This is a genomic window from Agarivorans sp. OAG1 (assembly GCF_037076485.1).
Classification (GTDB): Bacteria; Pseudomonadota; Gammaproteobacteria; order Enterobacterales; family Celerinatantimonadaceae; genus Agarivorans; species Agarivorans albus.
Genome location: NZ_AP028990.1, coordinates 3772082 through 3798713, shown reverse-complemented (window position 1 = coordinate 3798713; position 26632 = coordinate 3772082). Strand labels below are relative to the sequence as shown.

Below are 26632 nucleotides of genomic sequence, written 5' to 3'. Positions count from 1 at the left end.
AAATAATTTTCACTTTAGTGATTGATGTCTAGTGACTAATTTGTAACTATCATATTAATAACTTTATTGTTAATTATTTGGTTTTTCGCCAGTATTTTTAGTTCCAGTTACCAGGGGAAGAGATGTTAAACGGAAGTGCATTTGATAGTTTCAAGCAGCAACAGCTAGAAAATAGGCTGAGTGTTACTTTAGATCAGGAACGGTTATTCAAGGAAATAGACAAGATACAGGGCTTAACTGGCGCTGCTGTTGTATATATAGACAGCCAGTTAAATGTTGTTGAACTGCGAAAGTTTAGGCCTGTATGTCAAATCAACCCAATCAAAGTTGTACTTAGAGAACCACTTAAAGCTATGGGGAATTCTGAGTTTGCAAACCACTTAAAAACCGGACAATCTAACGCTAGAGAGTCGAGGTTGGTTGGCGAAATTGCTGGTGCAGCCCTAAGCTGCGGTGCCGCTGTTCTTGGTTGGGTTGTCGTAATTGGAAGTGGTTCTGCTATTCCGTTAACTGGAGGTGTTAGCAGTGTCATTACTTATACGGCAGTTGCTGCAGCTTCAGCGAGTTCCGTTCAATGTGGAAATAGCTTATACAGAACCTTTAATGAGATTCAGCAACCTGAAGTTAATGACCAGCTCGATTCTCAGAAGTGGTACACCGTTACTTCGAGTGCTTTAGATATTATTTCGTTAGCCGGTGCAGCAACAGCCGGAGTAGCCAGTATAAAAGCGTTTAAGTTGATGCAAGCAACTTCAGGAAAGCCAACTCTCGAGTTATTAAATGGACTAACTCGAGCTGAAAGAGCACGATTAACTAAAGAGATAATTCGACTTAATCACCCTGGCGTATCTAACGCTGTACTAAAAACAATGGTTCGCAATGGAGTTTATCCTAAGCGCTATGCTGGGGTTCAAATAACTAATGCACTGAAGTTACAATTGAAAGATGCTGTTGGGGCCTCTATGAGTTTTTCAGGTAGTGCACTTTCTGGAACAGTTAAAGGATTAGCAATTGGAATACATCAAGAATTGGCGGCAATAGAGTGACAAAAGCAAATATGGATAGAGAAGAAGTTATTAACTGGTTTCCTCCTTTAGCTTCGACGTTTTGTTTCTTGCTTGTAACTTTGCTTTCCATGATCTTTTTGGGTTCAAGCATGGGAAACTGGGGAATGTTAGATATTGCTCCTGAGCTTGTTTGGGGGATTGGAGCGATATCTATGCTTATATTCTGTGTAATTAACTTTCGAATTACCCGAGGCTCCTTTAGTTGTAGAAAGCTTTTACAACTATATGTTTTAACAGTGATTATCTTGTCTCTTCCTCTATGGCTAACTTATGATCCCTTTGAGGATAAAGTACGTGCTCTATTACAGGTATTTACTTTAGTTTGTGGGCTACTTGTTCTAAAACTAATATCTTCTAAAACATACTTGGCATTTATTCAGTTTCAGCACGACGCTCAACAAAGCTTGAAAGCTGCGAAGCTAGAAGTTGAGCAAGAGATTCAGGAAATACTGAAGAGTAAGCAACAGGGCAAGTAATTGCTTTCCCATAGTGAAAAAGGCTCATAGCTTATGAGCCTTTTTTGTTCCTAGGTATTTGTTATCCTGCTTTAAAAACAAGTCAAACTCACCTTTTCGTAGGCTTTATATGGAGATCTCAGCTCCATAAATGAAAGCGAAATCAGAGCATGAATTTAGAGTAAATAGCCATGTTGGCTTTATCGCTAAGCTAAAAGAGGGGAATGAGTGAGAGCACTAAATAACTATTCAGCACAAGAACAACAAGGCGGTTTAGCGCTTAGCTTTGAAGATGCTAGACCGCAACTTCTCTTGCCGGGTGTGCTTGTAGAGAAGGGGTTTAAACTTGCTAATTGTGACAGCCTTTGGCTAACCAGTAATGATTGCCCCTATGAAGAAACTTTGTTTGTAAGCCTTGTTAATTCACAAGGTTGCATTGTCGATAAGCTGGAAATTTATAAACCCTATACACCTGGCATTTTAAGCGAAGTTGTAGTTGTGAGCGGGAGTCGTATTCAATTTAAGTTTTGGTCAGAAAAACGTCATCAGCTCTTAATTGACTTACTTAAATTTACTTTAATGCTTGAGACCCTCTCAAACGAATAAAGTGTTCGAGCGCTTAGTTCTTTCTTACTTAAAGTAAGCTGTTTGTTGTGCCTTCTCAGCTCAATGCTTTGTTTCAAGTTAAAAGCCATACATGCGATTTTTTACTAATCTTTGACTTACCCTCGAAATGCTGTAGTTTATTTTTAATTGGACGTTCAATTAATAAAAGTTTGAGTGACACTTATGCCAAAGGTAGGGATGCCTGAAATACGTAAACCGCAGCTGGTAGAAGCTACTATGGCGGTGATAAACGAAGTAGGTTTGTCGGGCGCAAGCGTGACTTTAATTAGTAAAAAAGCAGGTGTGTCTTCGGGCATTATTCATCATTATTTTGGTGGTAAACACGGCTTATTAGAAGAAACTATGCGTACTGTGTTACGTAAGTTATCTGCCGCTTCCATTGCGCATTTGCAAGCCGTTGAGCCCAACGATGTAATGGCGAGGGTTAAGGCGATTGTTGCTGCCAATTTTGATGGCTACCAAGTAGAAGGCAAGGTAGTTAAAACCTGGCTAGCATTTTGGGCGCAGGCCATGCACGACCAAGATTTACATCGCTTGCAACGTGTGAATGAGCGCCGCTTATTGTCGCACCTTCGTTTTGAACTCAAACACATTTTACCTGCAGAACAAGCCGCTTTTGTTGCCCAAGGTATAGCGGCACTTATCGACGGTATTTGGCTGCGCGGGGCACTTAATCCCGAGGGTATTTCTGCTGATTATGCGCAAAAGCTGGTAGCAGATTACCTAGAAAAACAACTCGCTCCCTATTTAGGCTAAGTTTTAACTAAGCAACAACAGCTAATTACTAAGGCATTTTGATGACAATGAAGTCTCTTTATATCCATGGGGAAGCCCTTGAAGGCTCTTCGGCGGATACATTTATCACGACTAACCCGGCCACTGGCGAGGCGCTAGCACAAATTACTCAGGCCTCTGCCGAGGATGTGGATCACGCTGTGGCCTCTGCACAGCAGGGCTTTAAAGTGTGGTCAGCTATGAGTGGCGCTGAGCGAGGCCGCATTATGATGCGAGCGGTGGCCATATTACGCGAACGTAATGACGAGCTGGCAGAGTTAGAAGTGAAAGACACTGGCAAGCCCATTCAAGAAGCAATAGCAGTAGACATTGTTACTGGTGCCGATGTGATTGAGTATTACGCGGGTTTAGCGGCGGCTATTCAAGGCCAGCAACAAGACCTAGGCCACGGTCAGTTTTTTTATACGCGTCGCGAACCCTTAGGTGTATGTGCCGGAATCGGGGCGTGGAACTACCCCATTCAAATTGCGATGTGGAAATCTGCCCCTGCCTTAGCGGCAGGCAACGCCATGGTGTTTAAACCTTCGGAAGAAACGCCTTTGTCTGTACTCAAATTGGCAGAGATCTTTAGCGAGGCTGGCGTGCCTGAAGGTGTATTTAACGTGGTGCAAGGAGATTACCGAGTTGGTCAAATGCTGTCGCGCCACCCTGATATCGCCAAGGTCTCGTTTACTGGTGAATCAGGCACCGGCAAGAAAGTAATGGCCGATGCTGCTGGCACGCTCAAAGACATCACTATGGAGCTGGGTGGGAAGTCACCTCTCATCGTATTTGACGATGCCAAGCTAAATAACGCGGTGTCGGCAGCCATGCTAGCTAACTTTTATACCCAAGGAGAGGTGTGTACTCACGGTACACGGGTGTTTGTGCATGATGCAATTTACGATGAGTTTGTAGAGCAAATTACCCATCGAACACGCAAGCTAAAGGTGGGTGACCCAAGTGATATGGAGACGCAAATTGGCGCGCTTATCTCACGTGATCATTTAGAGAAGGTGCTGGGTTTTATTGAAGCAGCAAAAGCTTCTGGCGCGCGTTTGTTATGTGGTGGCCAGCGTGAAACGGCTAATGGTTTAGATAAAGGTTACTTTGTGCAACCCACCATTTTTGCAGATTGTAGTGACGATATGCCGCAAGTTAAGCATGAAATTTTTGGCCCGGTAATGTCGATTCTCCGTTTTAGTGACGAAGATGAAGTGGTTAAGCGTGCCAATGCTACCCAATATGGCTTAGCCGCGGGTTTGTTCACCCAAAACTTATCGCGTGCACATCGGGTTATTGCGCAAATAGAAGCCGGCATTTGCTGGGTAAATACCTGGGGCGGCTCGCCAGCAGAAATGCCCGTAGGCGGTTATAAACAGTCGGGCATCGGCCGAGAAAATGGCATCGAAACGCTTAATCACTACACCCAAAATAAGAGTGTAATGATTGAGTTAGGTGACTTAGAAAGCCCTTACGAATAAGCCATTCAGCACTAACCACTGCTTAGGCTAGTTTGGCCAAACAGGGAATAAGATGAACACCAATTACGATTACATTATTGTTGGCGCAGGCTCGGCGGGTTGTGTATTAGCCGACCGCTTAAGTGCTTGTGGTAAACATTCGGTTTTATTGCTTGAGGCGGGCGGCAGCGACAAAAGTATATTTATTCAAATGCCTACTGCTTTGTCTTACCCCATGAATAGCAAAAAGTATGCATGGCAGTTTGAAAGCCAACCTGAGTCGGGTATCGATAATCGCCGTTTGCATTGCCCAAGAGGGCGAGTGCTCGGTGGCAGTTCGTCAATTAATGGCATGGTGTATGTGCGTGGTCATGCTTGCGACTTTGATGAATGGGCAGAGCAGGGCGCACAGGGGTGGAGTTATCAAGAATGCTTGCCCTATTTTCGCCGGGCTGAGTCATGGATTGATGGCGCCGATGATTACCGAGGGGGCGATGGCCCATTGGCTACCTGCGCTGGTAATAATATGAACTTAAACCCGCTTTACCAGGCCTTTATCGATGCTGGCCAGCAAGCGGGTTACCCAACAACCAGTGATTACAACGGTTACCAGCAAGAGGGGTTTGGCCCCATGCATATGACCGTAGACAAAGGCGTGCGCGCTTCAACATCAAACGCTTATTTACGCCGAGCCCTTAAGCGCAGCAACATCACCTTGCTAAAGGGCGTGCTTACTCGCAAGGTTTTAACTAAAGACCAATATGCTATTGGGGTAGAAATTGAGCGAACTGGCCAAGTAGAAAAGCTGTTTACCAACAAAGAAGTGCTGCTGGCTGCAGGCTCTATCGGTTCGCCGCAGTTATTGCAGTTATCGGGCATTGGGCCCAAAGCTGTATTAAAAGATGCAGGTGTAAAGCTGGTGCAAGATTTGCCGGGGGTGGGGGAAAACCTGCAAGATCACTTAGAGGTGTATTTTCAATATGCCTGTCGCCAGCCGATAACGCTTAACAGTAAGCTGGGGCTAGTTAGCAAAGGCTTGATTGGCGCGCGTTGGTTATTACGAAAAGATGGTTTAGGCGCAACTAATCATTTTGAATCTTGCGCGTTTATCCGCTCGCGGGCTGGACTTAAATGGCCGAATATTCAATATCACTTTTTACCCGCCGCGATGCGTTACGACGGCCAAGCTGCTTTTAGTGGGCATGGTTTTCAGGTTCATGTTGGGCCTAATAAACCCCAAAGCCGAGGGCGAGTGTGGATTAGTTCAGCCGATCCGCATGCTAAACCTAATATTCAGTTTAACTACATTAGCACCGAGCAAGACAAGCAAGACTGGCGTGACTGTATTCGTTTAAGTCGTGAGATTTTGGCGCAGCCAGCCATGGATTATTATCGCGACGAAGAGATTCAACCCGGCGCTAACATTAACAGCGATGAAGCGATAGATGCGTGGGTAAGGCAAAATGTAGAAAGTGCTTATCACCCTTCGTGCAGTTGTAAAATGGGCGGTGATGAGGACCCAATGACCGTGGTAAATAGCCAGTGCCAAGTAAAAGGCATTACTGGCTTACGGGTGGTTGATTCCTCAGTATTTCCTACTATTCCTAATGGTAATCTTAACGCCCCTACCATTATGGTGGCGGAGAAAGTAGCGGACTCTGTTTTAGGAAAACCACCGCTTGCTCCTTCAACGGCAAGCACTTGGATAGCCCCTGATTGGCAAACTAAGCAGCGAAGTACTTAGCTCTGCATAGCGCTAACTAAAACTTAGCTTTGTGCCAACTGTGGCCGAATATCTCGCTTAGTTAGCCTTAGCTAATCATTTCATTATTTGCAGTTATTTACCGACTAAATTATGTCGTACATCCCATTTTTGTAAACGTTTACACTTGTTCTCTTGATTTATTTTTTATAGAGGAACACATTAACATCAGAAATGTTGCACTGCCAATTGGTTGGTTTTTAAACCCCAAATGTAGCTGTTATAGAGTTGTCACTGTTATTAACGCACTGCTTAGCTGTTGTAGCGTTTTAGCAGCGGCTTCTTCATTACTTGCTCCACTATGCCTTAAAAGCTAAATACAGTGTTTTTTTGTTTTTATATGAAAACGTTTCCATTTCGTGTTCATGGCTATAAAAGCCAACGAGGCGGGTTTTGCTACGCATGCTTTGTTGCACAGTGTAAGCACTAGGGGAAACGCGGATTAAACAACAAGGCATTAGCAAAGGCATTAAAGAAGTTAGTAACTAGCAGTAAATAACGGAGGTTTTTTTACATGGCCGATTTAGTGATTAATGACAGAGAATCGTGGGTAAATGACTCGATTGATGGAACCTTATATACCCAACAACACAACAACCTTAGCCGCTTAGATTTTGGCAATGACATTAAAGTTATTGCCCGATCAGATTGGCGTAAAGACAAAGTGGCAATTATGTGTGGCGGTGGCTCGGGCCACGAACCTGCTCATGCCGGTTTTGTTGGCAAGGGCATGTTAACCGCAGCGGTGTGTGGTGATTTGTTTGCCGCCCCAAGTGTAGACGCAGTGCTTAACGCAATATTGCATGTTACCGGCGACGCTGGCTGCTTGGTGATTATTAAGAATTATACTGGCGATCGACTTAACTTTGGGCTTGCTTGCGAGAAAGCCAAAGAAATGGGCCGCAAGGTAGAGATGGTAATTGTAAGTGATGACATCTCCATTCCGGATAACCCTAAACCTCGTGGTATTGCTGGCACTTTATTTGTGCATAAAGTTGCCGGTTATGTCGCCGAGCAAGGCGAAGATCTAGCCGCCGTAACCAAAGCCGCACAAGACACCATTGATGCAACGGCAAGCATTGGCATTGCCTTACAGAGCTGCACCCTACCCAGTGATAACACTGAAGAGCGTATTGCAAAAGGTAAAGCTGAGTTAGGTTTGGGGATTCATGGTGAAGCAGGCATAGAAACCATTGACCTAAGCCAGTGTAAAGAACTGGTGCGCATTATGTCGGATAAGCTATTAACCGCTTGCCCTAGCGATAGCCACGCTGTGCTTATTAACAACTTAGGCGGCCTATCACCTATTGAGATGAACGTAGTAGCAAAAGATGTCGTTGAGTCTGCACTGGGTGAAAACGCCGAGTACTTTATTGGCCCGGCACCGCTGATGACAGCCATCGATATGAAAGGCTTCTCTATCTCGATGTTAAAGCTAGACGAGCTTAAACGTGCCGCCTTGTTTGCTGATAGCCAAACAAGTGCATGGCCTGGCGTTAGCGCTAAGCAGCCTTTAGCGTTCACTCCCTGTGAGTCACTGTCTTCGACCGTTAAATTTGCAGCTTCGAAAAATGATGAAGTGGCCAGCGCCTTACGCACCGTGTGTAACACCATTATCGATAGCGAAAGTGCACTAAACCATCTCGATGCCATTGTGGGCGATGGAGATACCGGTTCAACCTTTGCCTCTGGCGCACGTAAGGTGCTTGCCGAATTAGACGCTAATCAATTGCCTTTAAACGAGCCTGCGCTGCTGATGACGGTGATTGGCCAACAGTTAACTACGGTAATGGGTGGCTCGTCGGGTGTATTGCTGTCTATTTTCTTTACGGCTGCTGGCCGAGAGTTAGCTGGCAATAATGATTTAGTCGCGGCTCTGCAAGCTGGCTTAGCCAGAATGATGCATTACGGTGGCGCAGCAGTAGGCGATAGAACCATGATCGATGCTTTATTCCCGGCTTTTGAAGCCTGGAATAAAGATGGATTCTCTGCGGGAGTACTGGCGGCTAAAGCAGGGGCAGAGAGCACGCTAACTATGACTAAAGCAAACGCTGGGCGCTCGTCTTATTTAAACAGCGACACCTTAGATGGGGTAAAAGACCCTGGTGCATTCGCTGTTGAAAAAGTATTTGAATCATTATCGAAGTAGGGAGATGAACATGGACAAGATTATTATTTCACCCAGCAAATACATTCAGGGCGAAGGAGCATTAGCTAACATTGGTGAGTATGTTGCTACTTATGGTATGCAGCCATTAGTGATTGCCGATGATTTTGTAATGGGCTTAACCAAAGGCACTGTTGAAGCGAGTTTTAACGAACAGATTGTTGAATTTGATACTTTTAATGGCGAGTGTTCACGAGAAGAAATTAACCGTTTAATCGACAAAACTGATTCGGTAAAAGCGGACGTGATAATTGGTATCGGTGGCGGCAAAACGCTAGATACCGCCAAGGCTGTTGCTTATTATTCGAAGCTGCCAGTAGTGATTGTGCCAACCATTGCTTCTACCGACGCACCGACCAGTGCTTTAGCGGTTATTTACACCCCAGAAGGTGAGTTTAGCGAGTACTTACTATTTCCTTCTAATCCCAATATGGTGATTATGGACACGGCTATTATTGCCGCAGCACCAGTGCGCTTAATTGTTGCCGGCATGGGCGATGCCTTGTCTACTTGGTTTGAAGCACGTGCCAATATGACCTCGGGTAAAACAACCATGGCAGGCGGCGCGCCAACCCGCGCTGCACAGGCTTTGGCTAAGTTATGTTTTGAGACTTTAATGGCCGATGGCCTGAAAGCCAAAGTGGCCGTAGAGAACAAGGTAAGCACTAAAGCCGTAGAAAACATTATTGAAGCCAATACCTATTTAAGTGGCATTGGCTTTGAAAGCTCAGGCTTAGCTGCAGCACACGCTATTCATAATGGATTAACCAAGCTTGAAGAGTGTCACCACTTGTTGCACGGCGAGAAGGTAGCCTTTGGTACGCTCACTCAATTGGTGTTGGAGAATGCACCTTTAGAGGAAATTAATCAGGTGATCGCGTTTTGTAAATCAATTGGTTTACCTACTAACTTGCATGACATGGGAGTTAAAGAGATTGATCGAGATAAATTGCTTAGCGTAGCCGAAGCATCGTGCGCAGAGGGCGAAACCATTCACAACATGCCGTTCCCTGTTACCGCTCAATCGGTACTGTCGGCAATATTAACTGCCCATCAACTAGGTAGTTAACTCCAACTCCTTAAGCACAACTTTAGTTGTTTTCACCGAGCTACTAGGCTCGGTTTTTTTGTTTTAAAGTTGACAAAAAAACAAACATATGCAAAATATTACATATGTAAATAAATGCATGTGAATGATGAACCCTCAATTATTTTATAAATGCCTCGCTGATGATGTTCGCCTAAAAGCCTTAATGATTATTGCCGAGGCTGGTGAGGCCTGTGTCTGTGATTTGATGCAAGCCTTGCAGCTTGATCAACCAAAGACTTCTCGCCATTTAGCGCAGTTACGCAAATGCCAAGTATTGCTCGATCAACGACGCGGCAAGTGGGTGTATTACCAATTACACCCTGAGTTACCAAGCTGGGCCGAACGGGTGTTGCGCGAGACTCAAGCCAATAACAAAGACTACTACCAAGCAGAGTTAGCGCGCTTTGAAGCGAATAAACAACAACTTTGCTAGTGGATTAATCACAGAACCCACCCACACAGCTAGCTGGGGAAGAAGGTAACAAAATGGGATTATTTGAACGATATTTAACAGTATGGGTAGGTTTAGCCATTGTTGTTGGCATTGCTGCGGGCAGCCTTGTGCCCGAGGTATTTGCGGTAGTGGCTGGCCTTGAGTTTGCACATGTTAATTTGGTGATTGCCTTACTTATTTGGCTAATGATTTACCCAATGATGGTGCAAATTGATTTCTCATCGATTAAAGATGTGGGTAAAAAACCAAAAGGTTTGCTACTTACCATTGTGATTAATTGGCTGATTAAACCCTTTAGCATGGCGCTGCTAGGCTGGTTGTTTTTTAAAGGTATATTTGCCGATTGGGTAGACCCAAGCACCGCGACTGAATATATCGCTGGCATGATCTTGCTTGGCGTAGCACCGTGTACCGCGATGGTATTTGTGTGGAGCCAGCTAACCAAAGGCGACGCTAATTATACCTTAGTGCAGGTATCGATTAACGACGTAATTATGATCTTTGCCTTTGCGCCAATAGCCGGCTTTTTGCTTGGGGTGAGTGATATCACGGTACCTTGGAACACCTTGCTATTGTCGGTGGTATTGTACGTTGTAGTGCCACTGATAGCAGGGGCGATTACCCGTAAAAAGCTAGATAAAAGCAATGACCACTCACGGCTAAATCAGTTTTTGGCCACTATGAAGCCTTGGTCGATTATTGGTTTGCTGGCTACCGTAGTGTTGTTGTTTGGCTTTCAATCGGAAACAATATTAGCCAAGCCTGAAGCCATTGTTCTTATCGCTATTCCTTTGCTTATTCAAACCTATGGCATTTTTGCGCTGGCTTATTGGTTAGCCAAGCGCATGCGTTTGCCACATAACATTGCTGCTCCAGCTTGCATGATTGGTACCTCTAACTTTTTTGAGTTAGCAGTAGCAGTAGCCATATCGTTGTTTGGTTTGCACTCTGGAGCTGCGCTAGCCACCGTAGTTGGTGTATTGGTTGAAGTGCCGGTAATGCTCTCTTTGGTATGGTTTGCCAATCGCACTCGTCATTGGTTTAGTTAATCTAAAATCGTTACTCTCTCTGCGCTAAGCCGCGGGGAGGGTAACAATATCGTTGTTCTGCACATCTTCAAGTGCAAAATCTATCAGTGCTCTTACCTTACGAGGCAGCACGTTGCCTTCTAAGTAAACGGCATACAGAGGATGCATTGGCAGTTGATAGTCTTCCAGCAGCCGCACCAGTTTTCCTTCACTCAACTGTTTATGTAAAACAAAGTTTGGACACAGTGCCACACCGCAGCCCTCTGCTGCCCAATCTCGAGCAATATTGGCACTATTTACCATCAAGTTTCTAGATGGATGAAAGACATATTCTTGGCCGTTTTGCAGAAAGACCCAACAATTGGCGTTGCGCCTATTGGTGTCGATGATGCAAGTGTGAGTATCTAAATCATCGGGGCTAAGCGGAGTGCCTTTAAGTGTTAAGTAGCCGGGTGAGGCCACCAAATGGCTGGTAAATTCAAATAGCTTGCGTGCTTTTAAAGTAGAAACGTCGGGAGTGCCAACGCGAAAAGCGAGGTCGAAACCATCGCTTGCCAGATCTACATGCTGATCGCTTAAACGCAAGTCGATGCTTAGTTCAGGATGGATAGCAGCGAATCGGCTCACTAAACCTTGTATGTAGATTTCGCCCAGAGTCACTGGCGCAGCGATGCGCAACGTACCATGTAAGCTTGTTGCTTCCTCATTAATGCTCGCCAGCAAATCATCAAGTTCGTCCAACAGGGCTGGGGCCCGATTGAGTAACTGCTGACCAGAAGGTGTAAGCCCCACTTTTCTTGTAGTGCGTTGCAACAGGCGAGCGCCAAGCTTGGTTTCTAATTCCGCGACGTATTTTGAGGTGAGTCGGTTGGATACGCCTAAGCGTTTTGCTGCTTCGGTAAATGAACCGGTTTGCGCTGTAGCAACAAATGCCTTTAAGCCGTCAATCAAGTCCATGCTAATTACCTATTAAGAACAAATTGAAGATAGTCATTCTATATCTTCTCCATTGTGAGGTGAATCTCTTAGGCTGATAATTGCTGCATTACCGTTTAATGCTTCGCTCAGGCCAAATGGCGCTGGGCCGAAGGGAGAAAGAGGCGAGATGGCGACTCAGCAAGGCTTAAATATTCTTGGCGCTAAAGCGACAACGCAGCCCATGCCGGTGGTGTTTATTGGCCATGGCAATCCTATGAATGCCCTAGAGGAGAATCGCTTTACCCAAAGTTGGTCGCAGCTTGGTCAAACGTTAATTAGGCCACAGGCAATATTGATGATTTCTGCTCACTGGATGACACCCGGAGTAAGCCTAGTTGATAGTTCCGTCAAGCCTAAAACCATTCACGATTTTTATGGCTTTCCAGAGGCTTTATTTGCCGAGCGCTATCCAGCCAGTGGTAACCCCTTGTTGGCGCAGCAGCTCACTGAGCTGTTAAGTGAACAGCAGCTGCAAACCGATAGTAGCTGGGGGCTTGATCATGGTGCATGGTCGGTATTGAAATGGATGTATCCAGCAGCAGATGTTCCAGTATTTCAGCTCTCTATCGACGTATCACAAAACTTGAGTTGGCACTTCGCTCTAGGCCGCAGCTTGTCAGTGCTGCGTCGCCAAGGCGTAATGATTATTGGCTCGGGCAATGTTGTACATAATCTAGCGGCGCTAAAGCCCACTTCCCAACCTTATGACTGGGCAGAAGAGTTTGATGCCTTTTTTGCTAAACGCTTAGCGCAACGAGATTTTTCTGACTTGCTCAACCCAGCAGTCATGGGCGGCTTAATGCGCATGGCTAACCCAAGTTTAGAGCACTATATCCCAGCGATTATTGTGGCTGGTGCATCAAGTAAACAGGATCACTTAAGTGTGGTAAGCGAAGGTTTTGACCTTGGCGCATTATCCATGCGCTCGTTTGTTTTTCATCAAGTTTAAACAGGAGTCACTTATGTTAGTCAATGGAGTATGGACGGAAGACTGGCAGCCTTTGCAGAAGGTGGATGAGCAAGGGCGTTTTGTAAGGCAAACTTCCGGATTCCGCCATTGGGTTACCGCTGATGGCAGCCCTGGTCCAACTGGCGAGGGTGGCTTCAAAGCCGAAGCAGGACGTTACAGATTATACGTGGCCTTAATTTGCCCTTGGGCATCGCGCACGCTGATTGCACGTAAGCTAAAAGGCTTAGAAGTACTAATCCCTGTTACGGTGCTTAACCCTAGTTTAAGCCCGCAAGGTTGGTGCTTTGGCGGCTACCAAGGTGCCGATCAAGACCCGTTGTTCTCTGCTAATTACCTACACCAAATTTATACTCAGGCTGATCCCAACTTTACCGGAAGAGCTACCGTGCCGGTGCTCTGGGACATGCAGAAAAATGTAATAGTGAATAACGAAAGCGCCGACATTTTGCGTATGTTCGATAGCGCCTTTGAAGAGTTAGCTCCTTCCAATATTCGCCTTTATCCAGAGCAACATAGTGAAGAGATTGATGCCCTAAATACGCGAATTTATCACCAGTTTAATAACGGCGTTTATAAAGCAGGCTTTACTCAGTCCCAAGCTGCTTACGAAGAGGCTGTAAAAGGGGTATTTGAAGTATTAGAGGAGCTGGAGCAAAGGCTAGCAAAGCAGCAATACTTAGTTGGGGATAGGCTTACCGAAACCGATATTCGCACCTTTGTAACGTTAATACGTTTCGATATCGCCTATTACGGCTTATTTAAAACTAATCATAAACAAGTTGCCGATTACCCCAAGTTATCAGAGTACATGCAGCGAATATTAGCCATTCCTGGTGTGGCAGAGACGGTGAGTATTGACCACATTACTCGCGGATATTATTCGATTAAGGCTTTAAATCCTTCTGGTGTGCGGCCAATAGGGCCTGCGCATATTGATGCCCTAAAGGCCTGATGTGCTTAGTTGAATATGACAAGCTAGATTTTGTTGTTAAATAGGCTATTTTGCAGCAAGTTTACCCAAGTGCACTGGGCTTTAATACTTTAGGTAAATAGCGAAAACTTGTAGTTAGTAAGCTGTTGCAAACAAATAGCCTGTTTTAGCGACTTAGGCCTAAATAATTTAGTTAAGCTTATGAACTTAAAGTGATTATATTTGATATAACTGTCAGTTTATTTTACATCTTGGAACTGAATGTAATCTTCGTAATAAAATATTTTTATAAATATCAACTGGTTACTGGACTGGTCTAATTTGTGCTTATGGATGCCAGAGTGACAATTTAGTCAACTAACTTCCACTTTCAAAACTTAAGGACAGACTTTGAAAAAGTTAATCAGTTTAATCAGCGTGCTTTTATTTAGCGCTGCAGCACAAGCCACCCCAATTTCAAGCGGATTGATCATTGAGGGGACCACCTTTTCTAGCAACAATGCTTTTCAGTTTTTTAACGATTCTACAGAGGGTGAGAAAATCACCTCGATAACTTGGGACTTAAGCCCAATTGGTGCTTTCTTTGACTCAACCGATACGAGCCCTGGTTTGAGCAGCAGCCCACTTACATTAGGAGCCTCTTCTTCAGTAGGTCATATTTTCCCAACTAACGATGCCTTGAATGGCTCGAGCATTTTAACCATCTCGTTTACTGACTTTGATGCGGGTGAGTTTTTTACCTTTGGTGTCGATACTGATTTCTTAAGTGATCCCGATGCAGTTGGTTTGAATGGCGATCAGTTTTTTGGCGCGACGGCCTTAGCTATTTTTTCTGACGGTAGCCAGCGTTTTGGTACTTACGCTCCAACTAACGTAGCTGGTTTTGGTTCTGAGGTGTCGATCGTAGGGGCAGTAACTGTGCCTGAACCTGCTTCAATACTGATGCTAGGTTTAGCACTATGTGGCCTTGGTGTTTCCCGTAAACGTAAAGCTTAATTAGTAATGCTAGCACTCTTGCTTGGGCGCTAGATTATTAAGCCAGTTTTATCTCGGAAATAGAAAAAAGCACCCTTGGGTGCTTTTTTAGTGGGTAATTGAGCCTAAGGCTTTTTACTTAATACCGCATCAATATCTGCGGCGCTGTGGCGCTCTGCCAGTTGCTCCCATTCTTCGCCCCATACTCGATTAACAATACGGCCACGTTGCACTGCAGGGCGTTGCTCTATCTCTTTAGCCCAGCGCATTACGTTGGTGTAGCTTGCAGCGTCTAAAAACTCTGCCGCTTCATACACCGTGTTAAGCACAACGTTGCCATACCAAGGCCAGGTAGCAATATCTGCGATGCTATATTCGCTGCCACCTAAATACTGATTATAGGCGAGGCGTTTATCTAATACATCGAGCTGACGTTTGGTTTCCATGGTGAAGCGGTTAATAGGGTATTCGTATTTTTCTGGTGCGTACGCATAAAAATGTCCAAAGCCACCACCTAAATACGGAGCAGAACCTTGTAGCCAAAATAGCCAGTTCATGGTTTCGGTACGAGTGATGAGGTCTTTAGGCAGCAGGTGGCCAAACTTTTCGGCCAAGTAGAGCAAAATAGCCCCCGACTCAAATACCCGAATAGGAGTGTCACCAGAATGGTCGCTTAAAGCCGGAATTTTGGAATTAGGATTAATATCCACAAAGCCAGAGGAAAATTGGTCGCCTTCACCAATGTTAATTAAGTAGGCGTCGTACTCTGCCTCTTTAACGCCTAGTGCCAGCAACTCTTCCAGCATTATCGTCACTTTTTGTCCATTTGGCGTAGCTAGCGAATGCAACTGCAAAGGGTTGGCGCCCACAGCAAGGGTTTTCTCATGCCGTGCGCCTGAATCGGGCCGATTAATGCTTGCCCACTGACCACCACTTTCACTGTCCATAGTCCAAACTTTTGGTGGTATAAATTCTGTAGTCATTACTGCTCCTTAACTGATTTTTTGCGAACAGCATAAAAATGCTGGCAAGTATTGGCGTTAAAAGATCTAGGGTAACTATAAGAACCGTTAACTGATAAAACAATTCTCATTGAAACGACTTTAGTTTAAATACCTTACCTTGAGCGCAAGGTAACAGCCAAATAATTGCGCCATTCCTAGTGTGTTCAGAACGTTGGCGTAGTTTGTTTGGAGCTAGGTCTAGGTATTTCGTCGCTGCAATTGTTCTATTGGGTACGTCGCACATTTCTACTACACAACTATTCCATGTTTAATGAACTTTGTCGTCAATCGGTAAGCTTAATAATTAAGCTTATATACGTCACTAAAAACCCATTCATTGTTCCAATTATTGAAACTATAGGTTGCTCTGTGCCCTGTTACTCTTATTTACCGGTGGCGATAAGCTAGCTATGAAAATTAGTTAAGCCAGTAAACGCGTAACTCAAGTTTTTGTAGCCCAGTCTATTGCTAAGGCAATCACTCGAGGTAACAAGCAGTAAATTTGGCTCGCTATATTGGCAATAAATTTACGGCGTTGTGCCAGTGATGTTTAAAGAAGGGTAAACAACATGAATAGAACAACCTTAAAAGCACTTTTTTATAGCTTGGCCTTGTTGATTGTTATTGTCAGTGTTGGCTCTGCAGTGGGGGTAACCGAACCGGGGCAAAAGTTTGGCACCGACAGGGCTGTAGTCGTTTGGCTGCTAGAGCATCGAGTATTAGTTGCAGTAATCAATATACTCATGATGATCGGTTTAGTTGTGCTTAATCGAAGAGCCCAAATTTGGCCACGTTCAATAATGGCGGTGTGTTCAGGCCTAGTTGCGCTGGGTATTTGGTGCAGCAACTATGCAACTCAAACAGTGTTTCCTTCAAAGCAGCATAACGCGGAATATTACGATGTAAGTTACGCCGATACTGTGTTACCAGATGACCAAGTAATGTATGTGGTGCAAATTGGTGACGACGTACGCATGTTCCCGCGTGAGCATTTACAAATCCCCCATATTGCAGGTTGGAACGTAGACGGCACCGATTACACCATGACTTTTTGTGGCTTATCTAACTTGCCGGTAGTGATTGAAGCCGACTACGGTTTAGGCGAGTCTGACTTAAACGTATCGATTCAAACACATAACAATCTGATTTTTAAAGACACCAAAAACGATGTTTTTCTTCAGCAAATTACTATGGAATCGGAGTTTACCGACCACAAACCAAAACAAGTTCCAAATACTTTAATGTCGTGGGCTGCAGCGCGTGAGTTATACCCCAATGGCCAGGTGTTTATTTACCACTATGACCGTTTACTAGACAAGATGATCAATACCGCTTTCCAAGATGCTTTAGATGTTCAATTTGATAAAACGAGAGAAGATGAAGCGGCGTTTCCTACACTGCGCCTAGACGATAAACGCTACAATCAAAAAGAGCTTATTTATGGTTACGATGGTGGAGACTTCCAGTTTGCTTTTAGCATTGATGACGCGCGTACTTTTGCTGATGAAACCTTTGAAGTGAACGGCCAAACCTTAAGCATTAAATACAATAGCGAACATGACTTTGCCTACTTAGTTGATGGAAATGGAGAACAGTTACCTACTCATAACGGCTTATTTTGGATGGTGTGGTCGCACTGGTTCCCTGATACCGTTACCTTAAACGGTTAGCTGATACTTGGAGCTATAAGCAACAAACAGCCCGCTAAGTAGCGGGCTTTCTATTTATTGGAGCTAGCCTCTATCTTGTAAGCTGCCGTGTGTTTTTGGGGGGCTGTTGTAACTCGTTTATGCACCATTCGGTGTTAGCTCAATTACTCAGTGGCAAATCGTGCCACTGAAATTACAGTACTTTTGTTCATGGTAACCAGCAGAGAGGTCGTGGCAGAAAACTCCCAGAATCGTTCAGCTATTAACATTTTTCGCGTATTTCCACATTTAGATTCTATGCCAACGACTCAGATCTTGTTCTTTGTCACTATGCGGATCTTCCTTGTTCAAACCATTCATCAACAGCGTCTCTATCGACATAAATATCGTGCCTTTCTAGGATATCCAGTGTTTCAGTAATTGATGATGCAAAATAGTGCGGGGCAACTGTAGAATTTTCTGGGCTTTTCATTTTTTCCATCACTGTTTGCTGTAGTGATGTAGATACAACAGAGACATTACATACCAAGCCTTCAACCCCTAAATATAGCTCTTCTAGCGGTGTTTGTGAGTCTGGTACTGCTAAGCCCCAATCTCTTGCATCGCCAATGTATGCCCACTTCTGTACGTTCATTGTATTAATTTCTTCTTCTAGCTCTTTACTGAACTGAAGAAAGGCTAATTCATTCCAAGACTCAAAAACCTGTACAATTAGTAGTGAGTCACTAAATTTCTGTATCCTCCATCGCCCATGTAGACGCATACACCCCCCATCCATGAACACATACTGACAAAATTGTAGAACAAGCCTGTCTCTGATGGTAGCTTAGTTCGAACTGTTCTCGCAGATACGGCCATTCAATGCATAAATTATCGCTATGGTTGAATAAAATGAGCTGTTCGCTTAATACCTTCATACACAGAAATGTCCAATTACTTCCAAATCAGGCACAGTCTTCAGCGATGCTTGATTGCATTTTGGGATACCAAAAGTTATGTGGGTAGATTATGTTCCGTAAAGCCAAACTCATTTGTGTCCAAAAGTTTGTTAGGACTCTGTAAGGAGCTAAGCCGCAGAGCGTTTAAGTACTTGGGCCCAATCTGGTACTTCAATAAGAGCCTCACTTTATCGGTACTGGCAGGTGGAGTTTCTGCTTCACCATCCTGAATCTTGCTTATGTATTGCTGCTGGCTTTGCTCAAAATAAAGCGTTTGCTCACCCAAACTATCCGAAGATGAAGCTATGCTAATTGTTTTAAGGCGGGGGAATGGCTGGTGTTACGTTTGTTTTTTATCTTGCTCGGTTTGCTGTGGAGTCAGAGTTTATATTCTGCTGAAGCGCAAAACTGGTATCGCTCAGCCAGTTTTTATCATATCTGGCTTAAGTCTTTTTCCGCCTCTCATCAACATCATGAGGTTGGTGACATTCAGGGCATTATTCAGCGCTTCGATTACTTAAATGATGGCCAGGCCAATGCGGGTAAGGATCTGGAAGTAGATGCCATTTTGCTTTCGCCTTTTTACCTTAGTGCACGTAGCTCCGAAGACCCCTTAGATAATATTCATGGTTATGACGTGGTGGATTATTACCAAGTTAATCCAGTGTTCGGTGATAAGGCTGATCTTAAGCAATTGATAGACTTGGCCCATAGCCGCGGGGTAAAAGTGCTGTTTGATTTTGTACCGGCTTACACCTCGATAAAACATCCTTGGTTTATTAACTCTGCTAATGGCGGCGACAAGCGCGATTGGTATATGTGGGACAAGCAGCCCTCTTCTCAGTGGCAGGCTGCATGGGGAGGAGGCAGTTGGCAAGATGTTTGGAAAGCCCATGGCAATAGCTATTTTTATAGTTATTTTCAAAGCAGCGAAATTGCCGATTTAAACTTGCATAACCCTCAAGTGCGCCAAGCTCTGGAGGAAGTATTAAAATACTGGTTCGATTTCGGTTTTGATGGTGCCAGAATAGACGGCGCTCCCTACTTAATTGAAGACGGCCCAGGCAAACAGGCTGACCGGCCCGAAACCTTCCAAATATTGCGCGAGTATCGAGCCATTGCCGACAGCTATGAGCAAGGCAAAGTGCTAATCGCCGAAACTTGGCGACCTACTGAACTTGTGTCGAAGTACTTTGGTAATGGCCACGATCAAATTCATATGGGCTTTGATTTTGACTTTGCTTGGCAAATTCCCGGTGCGATTAAACGCGGTAATGCTCAAGGTTTGCGCAACTTGCACCAGCAGCAAATCCAAGATTATCCGCCTGGTTATCAAACGGCGGCATTTTTAAGTAACCACGACAGTTACCTTTCTAGACCGATGACTGTATATAAGGGCAATGCGAATCAAGCGTTGCAAGCCGCGACTTTACAGTTACTAAGTAGCGCTACGCCGTTCATTTTTTATGGTAATGAGCTAGGTATGTTGGGAGAGCACCAACCTGATGCGCAGCTGCGTGGTTTGTTTAATTGGCAAGATGTAGAGCGGCAGTTAGCCTTGCCAAACTCCTTGTTAAATCAATATCGACACCTACTAAAGATACGCCGCGAGCACTCCTTTATTAGTGAGGCTTCGTTGCACTTTGTAGATACCCAAAGCGACAAGGTGTTTGCCTATGCCTTAGCCACCCAGCAGCAGGCGCTGGTGGTGCTTGTTAATACCAATAAAGCCCCCAGTCGAGCACAGCTTAATATGGCGCAAGTAAGCGCTTTAAGTTCTCATCAAGATTATCGCTTATCGCCTGTTTTAGGAGAGCCGGTGCAAAAACGCCGAGAGGCTTTGGCAGGTGTGGCTAGCTATCAACTGGAACAACTACCAGCAGAGAGTGTAACGGTGCTGTATCTAGGAGAGCAGCAAGCAAGCTTAGTGGCAAGCTATCCAGATAAGGTCGTTGCGCCTACCAAGGCGCTAGTGCCAAGCGCCATTGCCTTAAACAGTTTGTATTTGCGTGGGGATATGAATGGCTGGGATGGCAGTTTACCAATGGCTTTAAGTGAAAACGGCCTGTGGCAAGTTAAGTTAAAGCTGCAAAAAGGCCGTTACCAATATAAGTTTGAAGTGAATGGCCAGCCTTTGTGGGGGCGCAACTGGGGAGATAATAGCCGTAACGGTATTGGCGATATTGATGGCGAAAATATCCGTTTAAGGGCGGCTAGTGGTGGCTGTTATTTATTTAGTTTTAACCCGCAAAATCGTCAATATCTGGTGCAACAACAAGAGAGCTGTGATTAGTGCCTAATAAGCTTAAGCAGCTAAGTTAGCGCTCAAGCTTATCGAGCCTAGTTAAGTTTAAGTTGTTGTAAAACTTGGCTAAGCGGAGTGCTTTGATAGCTTTTTTGCAAGGCTTGGCGCATTTTACTGCCATCTAAAATAACCGGTTGCTGCCAGAGATAACGCATCTTCAATACTTCTTTTAGCATCGGCACAAAAGGCGCAATTATCGAAAACCCCCACCAGGCGAGGTTTGTGCTTTTTATATTGGTGCCATTGTTAGCAAAGGCCTGTTGCCAGTCTTTTCGGCTGAGTGCTAGGCCTGGGTCGTGCCATACTTCAAAGTTTGCTTGGCTTTGTTCTAGCAGCTGGACAGTATTGGCGCATAAGTCGGGCAAGTAAGACCAAAAGTGAACATGTTCTTGGTTGTGAGGAAAGGCAACTTGGTAGCAATCTTTTTTATGTTTAACCATGGTGCTCACCCAGCTTAAATGGGTGTGTGGGCCAATAAAATCGCCGGCTCGAACAATGGTAACTTTTGCGCCATTCTCACTGGCTTGTTTCAAACGTTGCTCCATTTTTACCCGTATTTGTCCTTTCTCACTGGGCGGGTGCATTGCTTGATGTTCGTCAATCAAACTGGCTTGTGGGTTAAAGTTGTACACGTTACCGGGAAACAAAACGCGTAAGCCAAGTTGCTCCGCCACTTTTAAGCAAGGCTCTAACAGTGACAAGGCTTGGTGTTGCCAGCGGTGGTAAGGCGGGTTTAAAGCGTAAACGATTAAATCTACGCCTTGCGCGGCGGCCACTACTTGTTGTTGCTTAAGTGCATCGCCCACAATCAGTTTCGCCTCTACGAATGAGGGGACTTTATTCGGGTCTCTAACTAGCGCTTTAATCGACCAACCAGCCTTGCTTAAAGCTAAAGCCATCTCTAAGCCAAAGTTGCCATTTATACCCAGTATTAGTGCTGTTTTCATGATGCCTGTTTCCTTTGTTTGTCTTGATAATTAAATTGTACAATTCATAATCAGATAGTGAATGGCATAAATCTGCTAATGGATATGCATATATGAATAGCGATAACTGGCAATGGTGGCAGTACTTTCTTGGTATTGCTCAGCAGGGAAGTTTGAGTAAGGCTGCGCAACAACTCAAGGTATCGCAGCCCACGTTAAGCCGGCAGTTACAGGCAATGGAGCAGCAACTTGGCCAGCCCTTATTCGACCGCAGTACTCAAGGTTTAAGCCTTACTTTGTTTGGTCAAAGCATGTTGGAAGAGTGTCAGAACATGCAAAGTAGTGCCCAGCGGCTGCAGCGCTTAGCAGCGGGTCAAACCCAAACCTTAACTGGCAGAGTGCGCCTAGCTGCTAACGAACTAGTGGCTTTGTATTATCTGCCCCAAATAATGCCTCGTTTTATGGAAACCTACTCAGAGGTTTCCTTAGAAATTGAAGTGAGCAACAGCGCCAGCAACCTAGATAAACGCGATGCGGATGTGGCGATTAGAATGTTTCCGCCTACTCAGTTAGATTTGTTATGCCGCAAGGTGTCTGATATCCCTTTAGGCTTTTACGCCAGTTCAGAGTATTTGGCAAAACACGGTATGCCAAAGGATCAAAGCAGTTTGTTTAGCCATAGGGTGCTGGGTTATGACCGCGATCCGCAGTTTGAAGTGGGGGCGCGCCAGTTAGGCATGAACATCAAAAATGAACAATTTTTGCTGCGAACTGACTTTTTGCCCCTGCAGCTTGAGCTGGCTAAGCAACATGCAGGTATTGCGGTTACCCACAAACGCTTGGCAGAAGCGGCCGGTTTAATCGAGATTAAATTGGGCTTTGAGCTACCCGCTTTACCGGTGTATTTGGTGTGTCATCGGGATGTTCAGCACAACAAAAAAATCCGTGTATTGATGGATTATTTAGCTGAGTACTTAGTGGCTTGTTGCTAGCGATTGTTGTTAAGGGCTAGAGCCAGCGTTGGTTTATTGTAGTGTTAAGCAGCTAAGGGAACAAAAAGCCCGCTAAGTAGCGGGTTTTATTTGAGTAGAAGGCGCTTAGCTTAGTTTTGCAGGTTGCCATCGGTATCGTAGAACATTTGGGTGCTGTAGCTTTCTAGCGGCAGTTTGTCGATGGTTCCATTACGTTCTACGTAATCAACAAATGATTGCGCGTAGTCTAAGAAGCTATCTTCAAACTTACTCTCATCAGCAGAGATGTCGGCAAAGCTAAAGTATCCATCACGGCCGCCAGCAATGTAGTTGTTGGTTACCACTGTGAAGCTGTCATTATCGGCTAAGGCTATCCAATCGGTGGTGCCTTTCGCTTTTACTTCTACGTCGTATAAACGAGAGCCAGCAGCTTGTGACATATCCACCTTGTAACGTAAACCAGCAGCGTAAGGGTAAGCGCCAGTAGAGCCTTCTGGATCTAGCGAGTAATCTACAGCTTCGTTAAGTACCGTTTTGATTTCTGCCCCAGTCATTTCCAAGTAAACCAAGGTATTAGCGAAAGGCAGTAAGGTGTAGGCATCGCCAATGGTGTAATCGCCTTGTGGTACGTCGTTACGTACGCCGCCGGCATTTTGAATGGCTACGTCACCACGTATGGCTTGCTCCAAAAAGGCTTGAGCTACCAGGTTTGAAATATCTGAACCATTAGCGCTGGTGGCCGATACATCACACAAGGTGCTACGGCCTTGGCCTGGGATGCGCTCAAAGCATAGGTTTTGTGCCACGTCGCCTACTACTGATTGTTTTAGTACGTCAACTTCTTCGGCATAAATTGCTAGTAAATCAGCGGCATTAGCGTCGGCTGTAACAATCGATAAATTAGGGTTGGCGGCTACTGCGTCGGTAACTGCAGTGCGAGTTGCACCGGTAAGCTCAACGCGGTCACCATTAGTGTCTTTGCGCATAAAGCTGTCTGCTAGCAATAGGTGAGGGGTACCTGCACAGCTTTCTAGCTTGCCGTTGCCATCGAAGGTAACAGCTAAATCACCCACTACCGCTGAGTATTGCCAAGCTTGGGCAACACATACTGGGTCGCCGTCTAAGTTGCTTACCATGGTTGGGTAATCACCCGCACTGTTTAGGCCTAGATCTTCAAAGTCACCTAATAGGGTGTGTGAGTCGCCACCGATGATCACATCTACATCGGTAAGTTTTGCGGCTAGCTCTAGGTCGTTTTTGTACTGATAGTGGGTTAACAAAATGATGTTGTTAACGCCTTTTTCTTTTAGCTCATCGATGTACATTTGCGCCGTGCTGGTTTCATCATGAAACTGAGTGGTGGCATCAGGGCTTGAAGAGTTTTTAGTTTTAGTGGCAATGTCGATGCCGATTATACCCACCTTGGCATCGCCAAATGACTTAATCATGTATGGCTGGAAGTAATCCCAACGGGTAGTTGGTGCAAGCGGCGATACGCCAACTTCAGGCTCTACGTTGGCAGCCAATACTTGGGTTTGGCAAGTTGGGCTATATAAAAACTCTAAGAAGGTTTTTAAGCCAGCATCGCCGCCATCAAATTCGTGATTACCTAAAGCGAAAGCGTCAAAACACACTTCGTTCATTAAGGCTGCATCGGCTTCGCCTTTAAAAAGGGTGTAGTAAAGATCGCCGGTAATTGCGTCACCCGCGTGCAGCTTTAATACATTGTCTTTACTTGCGGCTAGTTCATTGATTTTCGCCACAACTTTTGGAAAACCGCCTACCGAAACTCGAGTTGCTTCGCCCGCTAAGTTTAAGTCTATACCGCTATCAGCTTGTAAATGAGAGTGGTGATCGTTGATATGCAGTACGTTAATGCTAAGTGGCTGAGGGCTTGGGGTACTGTCGTCATCATTACAGGCAACTAAAGCAACACTAAGGGGAAGAAGGGCTAACCATTCCTTGCGAAAATTCATCTTTACTAACTCCGTTTAGATAGAAAACTCTAAACACTAGAGAGTTTAGATGAACCATAGATGAACTATTTTTGTTAGTTTTATGTCGGTGGCTAAACTGGCCAGTCAACCATGTTGGTATGGTCGCTTGGTAAGCTGCCTAGCTCGCCCTGCCAACGTTTAATAAATTGCTTATTTGGGTCAAACATTTTGCTTTGTTTATCGATGTCGAAGTGGCGACCACCACGTGGGTCTGCACCTACTCCTGCAATGTATTGCCAATTCCCCCCAGTTGCTAGCTACATCGTAATCAACTAAGCGTTGTTCAAAGTAGGCCGCGCCGTAGCGCCAGTCTACTTGCAGTTCGTTTACTAGGCAGCTAGCGACAACTTGTCGGCCTCGGTTCGACATCCATCCACTGCTGTTTAGTTGATGCATTAGCGCATTCACCAAAGGGTAGGCCGTATTGCCCTCGCACCATTGCTTAAAGCGCTGGGCGTAAAAGCTGGTATGTAAGGTTTTGCCGTTAACCCCAGAAAAACTAAACAGCTTGCTGCCATGCGCGCGGGCATACCAATAAAAGTACTCGCGCCAAAGCAGTTCAAAGTAAATCCAATAGCTGGATTCATTAGCGCCGTGCTTTGCTTCGTAATTACCTAAAGCCTGTAAAACTTGCTTAGGGCTAACAGCGCCATGGGCGAGAAACGGCGAAAAGCCAGTTGAGAGCAGCTCGCCGCTTAGGGCGTTACGGGTTTGTTTGTAGTGGCTTGCAGCAGTGGTTGAAAAGTAATGCTCAAGATGATGACAAGCCGCTTGCTCACCTGCTTGAAAATCGCTTGAATGATGTTCTTGCAGTTTAATTAGCGGTGCAGGGCTCAAATTACTTGGTACTTTAGGTAGCTGCTGTAAGGTGGCTAAGGGCTCTGCTATCGCAAGCTCTTCTACTTGCTTACGAAAGGGCGTGAAGCTTGTTGGTAAGTTGCTTAGATCAAAAGGTAATTGCTGTTGCTCAAATAAGCTGTTGCTGCTGGCGGAGTGAAAGCGGATCTGCGGATAGGCAAGCTGCAGGGCAAGCCATTGCTTGGCTTCGTCACTGCCTGGGTGCACACTTCTGCCAATATCGGTGATGCGATAGTGTTGAATGTAAAGGGCGACTTGCTGCTCGAAACGACCATGTTCGACAAACAGCTGTTGGCCAAGTTGATTTAAGCTAAGATTGAGTTCACTTAAGGTCTGGTTTAAGTAGGCCTGTTTGGCCAAGCTTACCTTGGTTTGACTGAAGTGTTGCACAAAGGGGCTAGTGGTTTGGTTTATGTAAACGCAAATGAGCTGGTCAACTTGCCCCGCGAGTTGTTTAAGTGCAGGGTTGTCTTGCACTCTACAATCGTTATCGAAAATAAACAGCCCTAGTCGCATTTTTGCTTTCCAATATTGGTGGCGAATAAATTAGTTTACGTATCTGCTTGTTATTCAGTTTAATCTGGCGAGTGTTTGGCTGCTTAGTTTTTCTTTTACCATAGGAAATTACCATGATCCCTTTGAATACTTCGATAGTGGCTGGCGTGGCTTTGTCGCAATTCGACGGAGAAACCAAAATGTTGCTAATGAAGCGAACCAAGGGCAATTATTGGTGCCATGTAGCGGGGCATATTGAAGGGGACGAAAAAGCCTGGCAGGCGATAATTCGAGAGTTTAATGAAGAAACCCAAATTGAGGTGAAACAGCTATATAACGGCCAAATTCTTGAGCAGTTTTTTGAAGCTAATGTAAACGTGATGCAAATTATTCCGGTATTTGTGGTGTTTTGCCCGGCTGAGCAGGAGGTAGTGTTGAACCATGAGCATAGTGAATTTCGCTGGTGTAGCTTGCAAGAAGCCTGTGACTTAGTGCCATTTCCAAATCAGCGAGAAGTGTATCAACAGGTTTGGCAGAATTTTGTTTTAAACAAACCCCACCCTTTGTTTGAGGTAGATATAAGCCCACTTAGTTAGCGAATGAGTCAGGTGCGGCAAGTGCTGTTAATGATAATTTTTTGATTAATTATCTCTGCAGATGTTAGTCTAAGTGCATGTTATTTATGGATTTGTACTATCTATTTGGCATGCGTTTAGCGCACTTGTAACTTGTTATGAAGATACTACAA

24 protein-coding genes are annotated in these 26632 nt (G+C 45.0%); 17 read left to right on the top strand and 7 right to left on the bottom strand.

Annotation, left to right across the window (positions count from 1 at the left end; translation table 11 throughout):
* The first annotated feature begins 122 nt into the window (after positions 1-122).
* From OAG1_RS17270 to arsB, 10 genes are all read left to right on the top strand, one after another.
* The gene (locus OAG1_RS17270) at positions 123-1046 is read left to right on the top strand and encodes a hypothetical protein (protein ID WP_338622166.1); all 924 of its coding nucleotides are present in this window, start codon (positions 123-125) and stop codon (positions 1044-1046) included.
* Positions 1043-1543, top strand: a complete 501-nt coding sequence (locus OAG1_RS17265) for a hypothetical protein (protein WP_338622165.1) — start codon at positions 1043-1045, stop codon at positions 1541-1543. The genes OAG1_RS17270 and OAG1_RS17265 overlap by 4 nt, the downstream gene beginning before the upstream one ends.
* Positions 1544-1750: 207 nt before the next feature.
* Positions 1751-2128 carry a hypothetical protein gene (locus OAG1_RS17260; RefSeq protein WP_338622164.1) on the top strand — a complete coding sequence of 126 codons (378 nt, stop codon included), beginning with the start codon at positions 1751-1753 and terminating at the stop codon, positions 2126-2128.
* Positions 2129-2311: 183 nt separating this feature from the next.
* Positions 2312-2905, top strand: a complete 594-nt coding sequence (gene betI / locus OAG1_RS17255) for a transcriptional regulator BetI (protein WP_040306845.1) — start codon at positions 2312-2314, stop codon at positions 2903-2905.
* 47 nt (positions 2906-2952) lie between these two features.
* Positions 2953-4407, top strand: coding sequence for a betaine-aldehyde dehydrogenase (betB, locus tag OAG1_RS17250; protein ID WP_338626437.1), 1455 nt, complete (start codon positions 2953-2955; stop codon positions 4405-4407).
* Positions 4408-4459: 52 nt separating this feature from the next.
* Complete coding sequence (gene betA / locus OAG1_RS17245) at positions 4460-6130, top strand: choline dehydrogenase (RefSeq protein WP_338622163.1); 1671 nt, start codon at positions 4460-4462, stop codon at positions 6128-6130.
* 532 nt (positions 6131-6662) lie between these two features.
* On the top strand, positions 6663-8297 hold the full coding sequence (locus tag OAG1_RS17240; RefSeq protein WP_338622162.1) for a dihydroxyacetone kinase subunit DhaK: 1635 nt from the start codon (positions 6663-6665) through the stop codon (positions 8295-8297).
* Positions 8298-8307: 10 nt separating this feature from the next.
* On the top strand, positions 8308-9384 hold the full coding sequence (locus tag OAG1_RS17235) for a glycerol dehydrogenase (protein WP_338622161.1): 1077 nt from the start codon (positions 8308-8310) through the stop codon (positions 9382-9384).
* Positions 9385-9511: 127 nt separating this feature from the next.
* Positions 9512-9838: a metalloregulator ArsR/SmtB family transcription factor gene (locus tag OAG1_RS17230; protein ID WP_016400497.1), complete on the top strand. Its 327-nt coding sequence runs from the start codon at positions 9512-9514 to the stop codon at positions 9836-9838.
* A 53-nt stretch (positions 9839-9891) separates the two neighbouring features.
* The gene (arsB, locus tag OAG1_RS17225; protein WP_016400496.1) at positions 9892-10908 is read left to right on the top strand and encodes an ACR3 family arsenite efflux transporter; all 1017 of its coding nucleotides are present in this window, start codon (positions 9892-9894) and stop codon (positions 10906-10908) included.
* A gap of 24 nt (positions 10909-10932) precedes the next feature.
* Here the strand turns inward: arsB and OAG1_RS17220 are convergent, their stop codons facing one another.
* The gene (locus tag OAG1_RS17220) at positions 10933-11844 is read right to left on the bottom strand and encodes a LysR family transcriptional regulator (protein WP_338622160.1); all 912 of its coding nucleotides are present in this window, start codon (positions 11842-11844) and stop codon (positions 10933-10935) included.
* Between the two features lie 148 nt (positions 11845-11992).
* Between OAG1_RS17220 and ygiD the strand changes: the two genes are divergently transcribed.
* The 3 genes from ygiD (at position 11993) to OAG1_RS17205 (ending at position 14762) form a co-directional block, all read left to right on the top strand.
* Positions 11993-12814, top strand: coding sequence for a 4,5-DOPA dioxygenase extradiol (ygiD, locus tag OAG1_RS17215; protein ID WP_338622159.1), 822 nt, complete (start codon positions 11993-11995; stop codon positions 12812-12814).
* Positions 12815-12827: 13 nt separating this feature from the next.
* The gene (locus OAG1_RS17210) at positions 12828-13787 is read left to right on the top strand and encodes a glutathione S-transferase C-terminal domain-containing protein (protein ID WP_338622158.1); all 960 of its coding nucleotides are present in this window, start codon (positions 12828-12830) and stop codon (positions 13785-13787) included.
* Between the two features lie 369 nt (positions 13788-14156).
* Complete coding sequence (locus OAG1_RS17205; RefSeq protein ID WP_338622157.1) at positions 14157-14762, top strand: PEP-CTERM sorting domain-containing protein; 606 nt, start codon at positions 14157-14159, stop codon at positions 14760-14762.
* Between the two features lie 104 nt (positions 14763-14866).
* Here OAG1_RS17205 and yghU read toward each other — a convergent pair whose 3' ends face one another.
* Positions 14867-15724, bottom strand: a complete 858-nt coding sequence (yghU, locus tag OAG1_RS17200) for a glutathione-dependent disulfide-bond oxidoreductase (RefSeq protein ID WP_338622156.1) — start codon at positions 15722-15724, stop codon at positions 14867-14869.
* 590 nt (positions 15725-16314) lie between these two features.
* Between yghU and OAG1_RS17195 the strand changes: the two genes are divergently transcribed.
* Complete coding sequence (locus OAG1_RS17195; RefSeq protein WP_338622155.1) at positions 16315-17415, top strand: DUF3179 domain-containing (seleno)protein; 1101 nt, start codon at positions 16315-16317, stop codon at positions 17413-17415.
* A 307-nt stretch (positions 17416-17722) separates the two neighbouring features.
* Here OAG1_RS17195 and OAG1_RS17190 read toward each other — a convergent pair whose 3' ends face one another.
* On the bottom strand, positions 17723-18028 hold the full coding sequence (locus tag OAG1_RS17190) for a hypothetical protein (RefSeq protein WP_338622154.1): 306 nt from the start codon (positions 18026-18028) through the stop codon (positions 17723-17725).
* A 641-nt stretch (positions 18029-18669) separates the two neighbouring features.
* Between OAG1_RS17190 and OAG1_RS17185 the strand changes: the two genes are divergently transcribed.
* Entirely contained in the window at positions 18670-20625 is a 1956-nt protein-coding gene (locus tag OAG1_RS17185; protein WP_338622153.1) for an alpha-amylase family glycosyl hydrolase, read from the top strand.
* Positions 20626-20672: 47 nt separating this feature from the next.
* Here OAG1_RS17185 and OAG1_RS17180 read toward each other — a convergent pair whose 3' ends face one another.
* Positions 20673-21584: an NAD(P)H-binding protein gene (locus OAG1_RS17180; RefSeq protein ID WP_338622152.1), complete on the bottom strand. Its 912-nt coding sequence runs from the start codon at positions 21582-21584 to the stop codon at positions 20673-20675.
* Positions 21585-21676: 92 nt separating this feature from the next.
* On the opposite strand from OAG1_RS17180, the gene OAG1_RS17175 reads away from it, so the two are divergent.
* Positions 21677-22555 carry a LysR family transcriptional regulator gene (locus tag OAG1_RS17175; RefSeq protein ID WP_338622151.1) on the top strand — a complete coding sequence of 293 codons (879 nt, stop codon included), beginning with the start codon at positions 21677-21679 and terminating at the stop codon, positions 22553-22555.
* 110 nt (positions 22556-22665) lie between these two features.
* Here the strand turns inward: OAG1_RS17175 and nadN are convergent, their stop codons facing one another.
* From nadN to OAG1_RS17160, 3 genes are all read right to left on the bottom strand, one after another.
* Complete coding sequence (gene nadN / locus OAG1_RS17170; protein WP_338622150.1) at positions 22666-24510, bottom strand: NAD nucleotidase; 1845 nt, start codon at positions 24508-24510, stop codon at positions 22666-22668.
* Positions 24511-24602: 92 nt separating this feature from the next.
* Positions 24603-24716, bottom strand: coding sequence for a hypothetical protein (locus OAG1_RS17165; RefSeq protein ID WP_338626436.1), 114 nt, complete (start codon positions 24714-24716; stop codon positions 24603-24605).
* Positions 24709-25905 (bottom strand): DASH family cryptochrome, encoded by a 1197-nt coding sequence (locus OAG1_RS17160; protein ID WP_338622149.1) that lies wholly within the window; start codon positions 25903-25905, stop codon positions 24709-24711. Before OAG1_RS17160 ends, OAG1_RS17165 begins: the two co-directional genes overlap by 8 nt.
* Before the next feature lie 113 nt (positions 25906-26018).
* On the opposite strand from OAG1_RS17160, the gene OAG1_RS17155 reads away from it, so the two are divergent.
* A complete protein-coding gene (locus OAG1_RS17155; protein ID WP_338622148.1) occupies positions 26019-26480 on the top strand; it encodes an NUDIX domain-containing protein in 462 nt (153 codons plus the stop codon).
* Positions 26481-26632: the final 152 nt, after the last annotated feature.

Bases quoted from the DNA above. Each gene is read 5' to 3' on its own strand.
- OAG1_RS17210 (WP_338622158.1), top strand. From the start codon at position 12,828: ATGTTAGTCAATGGAGTATGGACGGAAGACTGGCAGCCTTTGCAGAAG.
- OAG1_RS17220 (WP_338622160.1), bottom strand. From the start codon at position 11,844: ATGGACTTGATTGACGGCTTAAAGGCATTTGTTGCTACAGCGCAAACC.
- yghU (WP_338622156.1), bottom strand. From the start codon at position 15,724: ATGACTACAGAATTTATACCACCAAAAGTTTGGACTATGGACAGTGAA.
- betB (WP_338626437.1), top strand. From the start codon at position 2,953: ATGAAGTCTCTTTATATCCATGGGGAAGCCCTTGAAGGCTCTTCGGCG.
- betA (WP_338622163.1), top strand. From the start codon at position 4,460: ATGAACACCAATTACGATTACATTATTGTTGGCGCAGGCTCGGCGGGT.
- OAG1_RS17180 (WP_338622152.1), bottom strand. From the start codon at position 21,584: ATGAAAACAGCACTAATACTGGGTATAAATGGCAACTTTGGCTTAGAG.
- OAG1_RS17230 (WP_016400497.1), top strand. From the start codon at position 9,512: ATGAACCCTCAATTATTTTATAAATGCCTCGCTGATGATGTTCGCCTA.
- OAG1_RS17240 (WP_338622162.1), top strand. From the start codon at position 6,663: ATGGCCGATTTAGTGATTAATGACAGAGAATCGTGGGTAAATGACTCG.
- OAG1_RS17155 (WP_338622148.1), top strand. From the start codon at position 26,019: ATGATCCCTTTGAATACTTCGATAGTGGCTGGCGTGGCTTTGTCGCAA.
- ygiD (WP_338622159.1), top strand. From the start codon at position 11,993: ATGGCGACTCAGCAAGGCTTAAATATTCTTGGCGCTAAAGCGACAACG.
- OAG1_RS17190 (WP_338622154.1), bottom strand. From the start codon at position 18,028: ATGAACGTACAGAAGTGGGCATACATTGGCGATGCAAGAGATTGGGGC.
- OAG1_RS17160 (WP_338622149.1), bottom strand. From the start codon at position 25,905: ATGCGACTAGGGCTGTTTATTTTCGATAACGATTGTAGAGTGCAAGAC.
- OAG1_RS17235 (WP_338622161.1), top strand. From the start codon at position 8,308: ATGGACAAGATTATTATTTCACCCAGCAAATACATTCAGGGCGAAGGA.
- OAG1_RS17195 (WP_338622155.1), top strand. From the start codon at position 16,315: ATGAATAGAACAACCTTAAAAGCACTTTTTTATAGCTTGGCCTTGTTG.
- OAG1_RS17175 (WP_338622151.1), top strand. From the start codon at position 21,677: ATGAATAGCGATAACTGGCAATGGTGGCAGTACTTTCTTGGTATTGCT.
- nadN (WP_338622150.1), bottom strand. From the start codon at position 24,510: ATGAATTTTCGCAAGGAATGGTTAGCCCTTCTTCCCCTTAGTGTTGCT.
- betI (WP_040306845.1), top strand. From the start codon at position 2,312: ATGCCAAAGGTAGGGATGCCTGAAATACGTAAACCGCAGCTGGTAGAA.
- OAG1_RS17270 (WP_338622166.1), top strand. From the start codon at position 123: ATGTTAAACGGAAGTGCATTTGATAGTTTCAAGCAGCAACAGCTAGAA.
- arsB (WP_016400496.1), top strand. From the start codon at position 9,892: ATGGGATTATTTGAACGATATTTAACAGTATGGGTAGGTTTAGCCATT.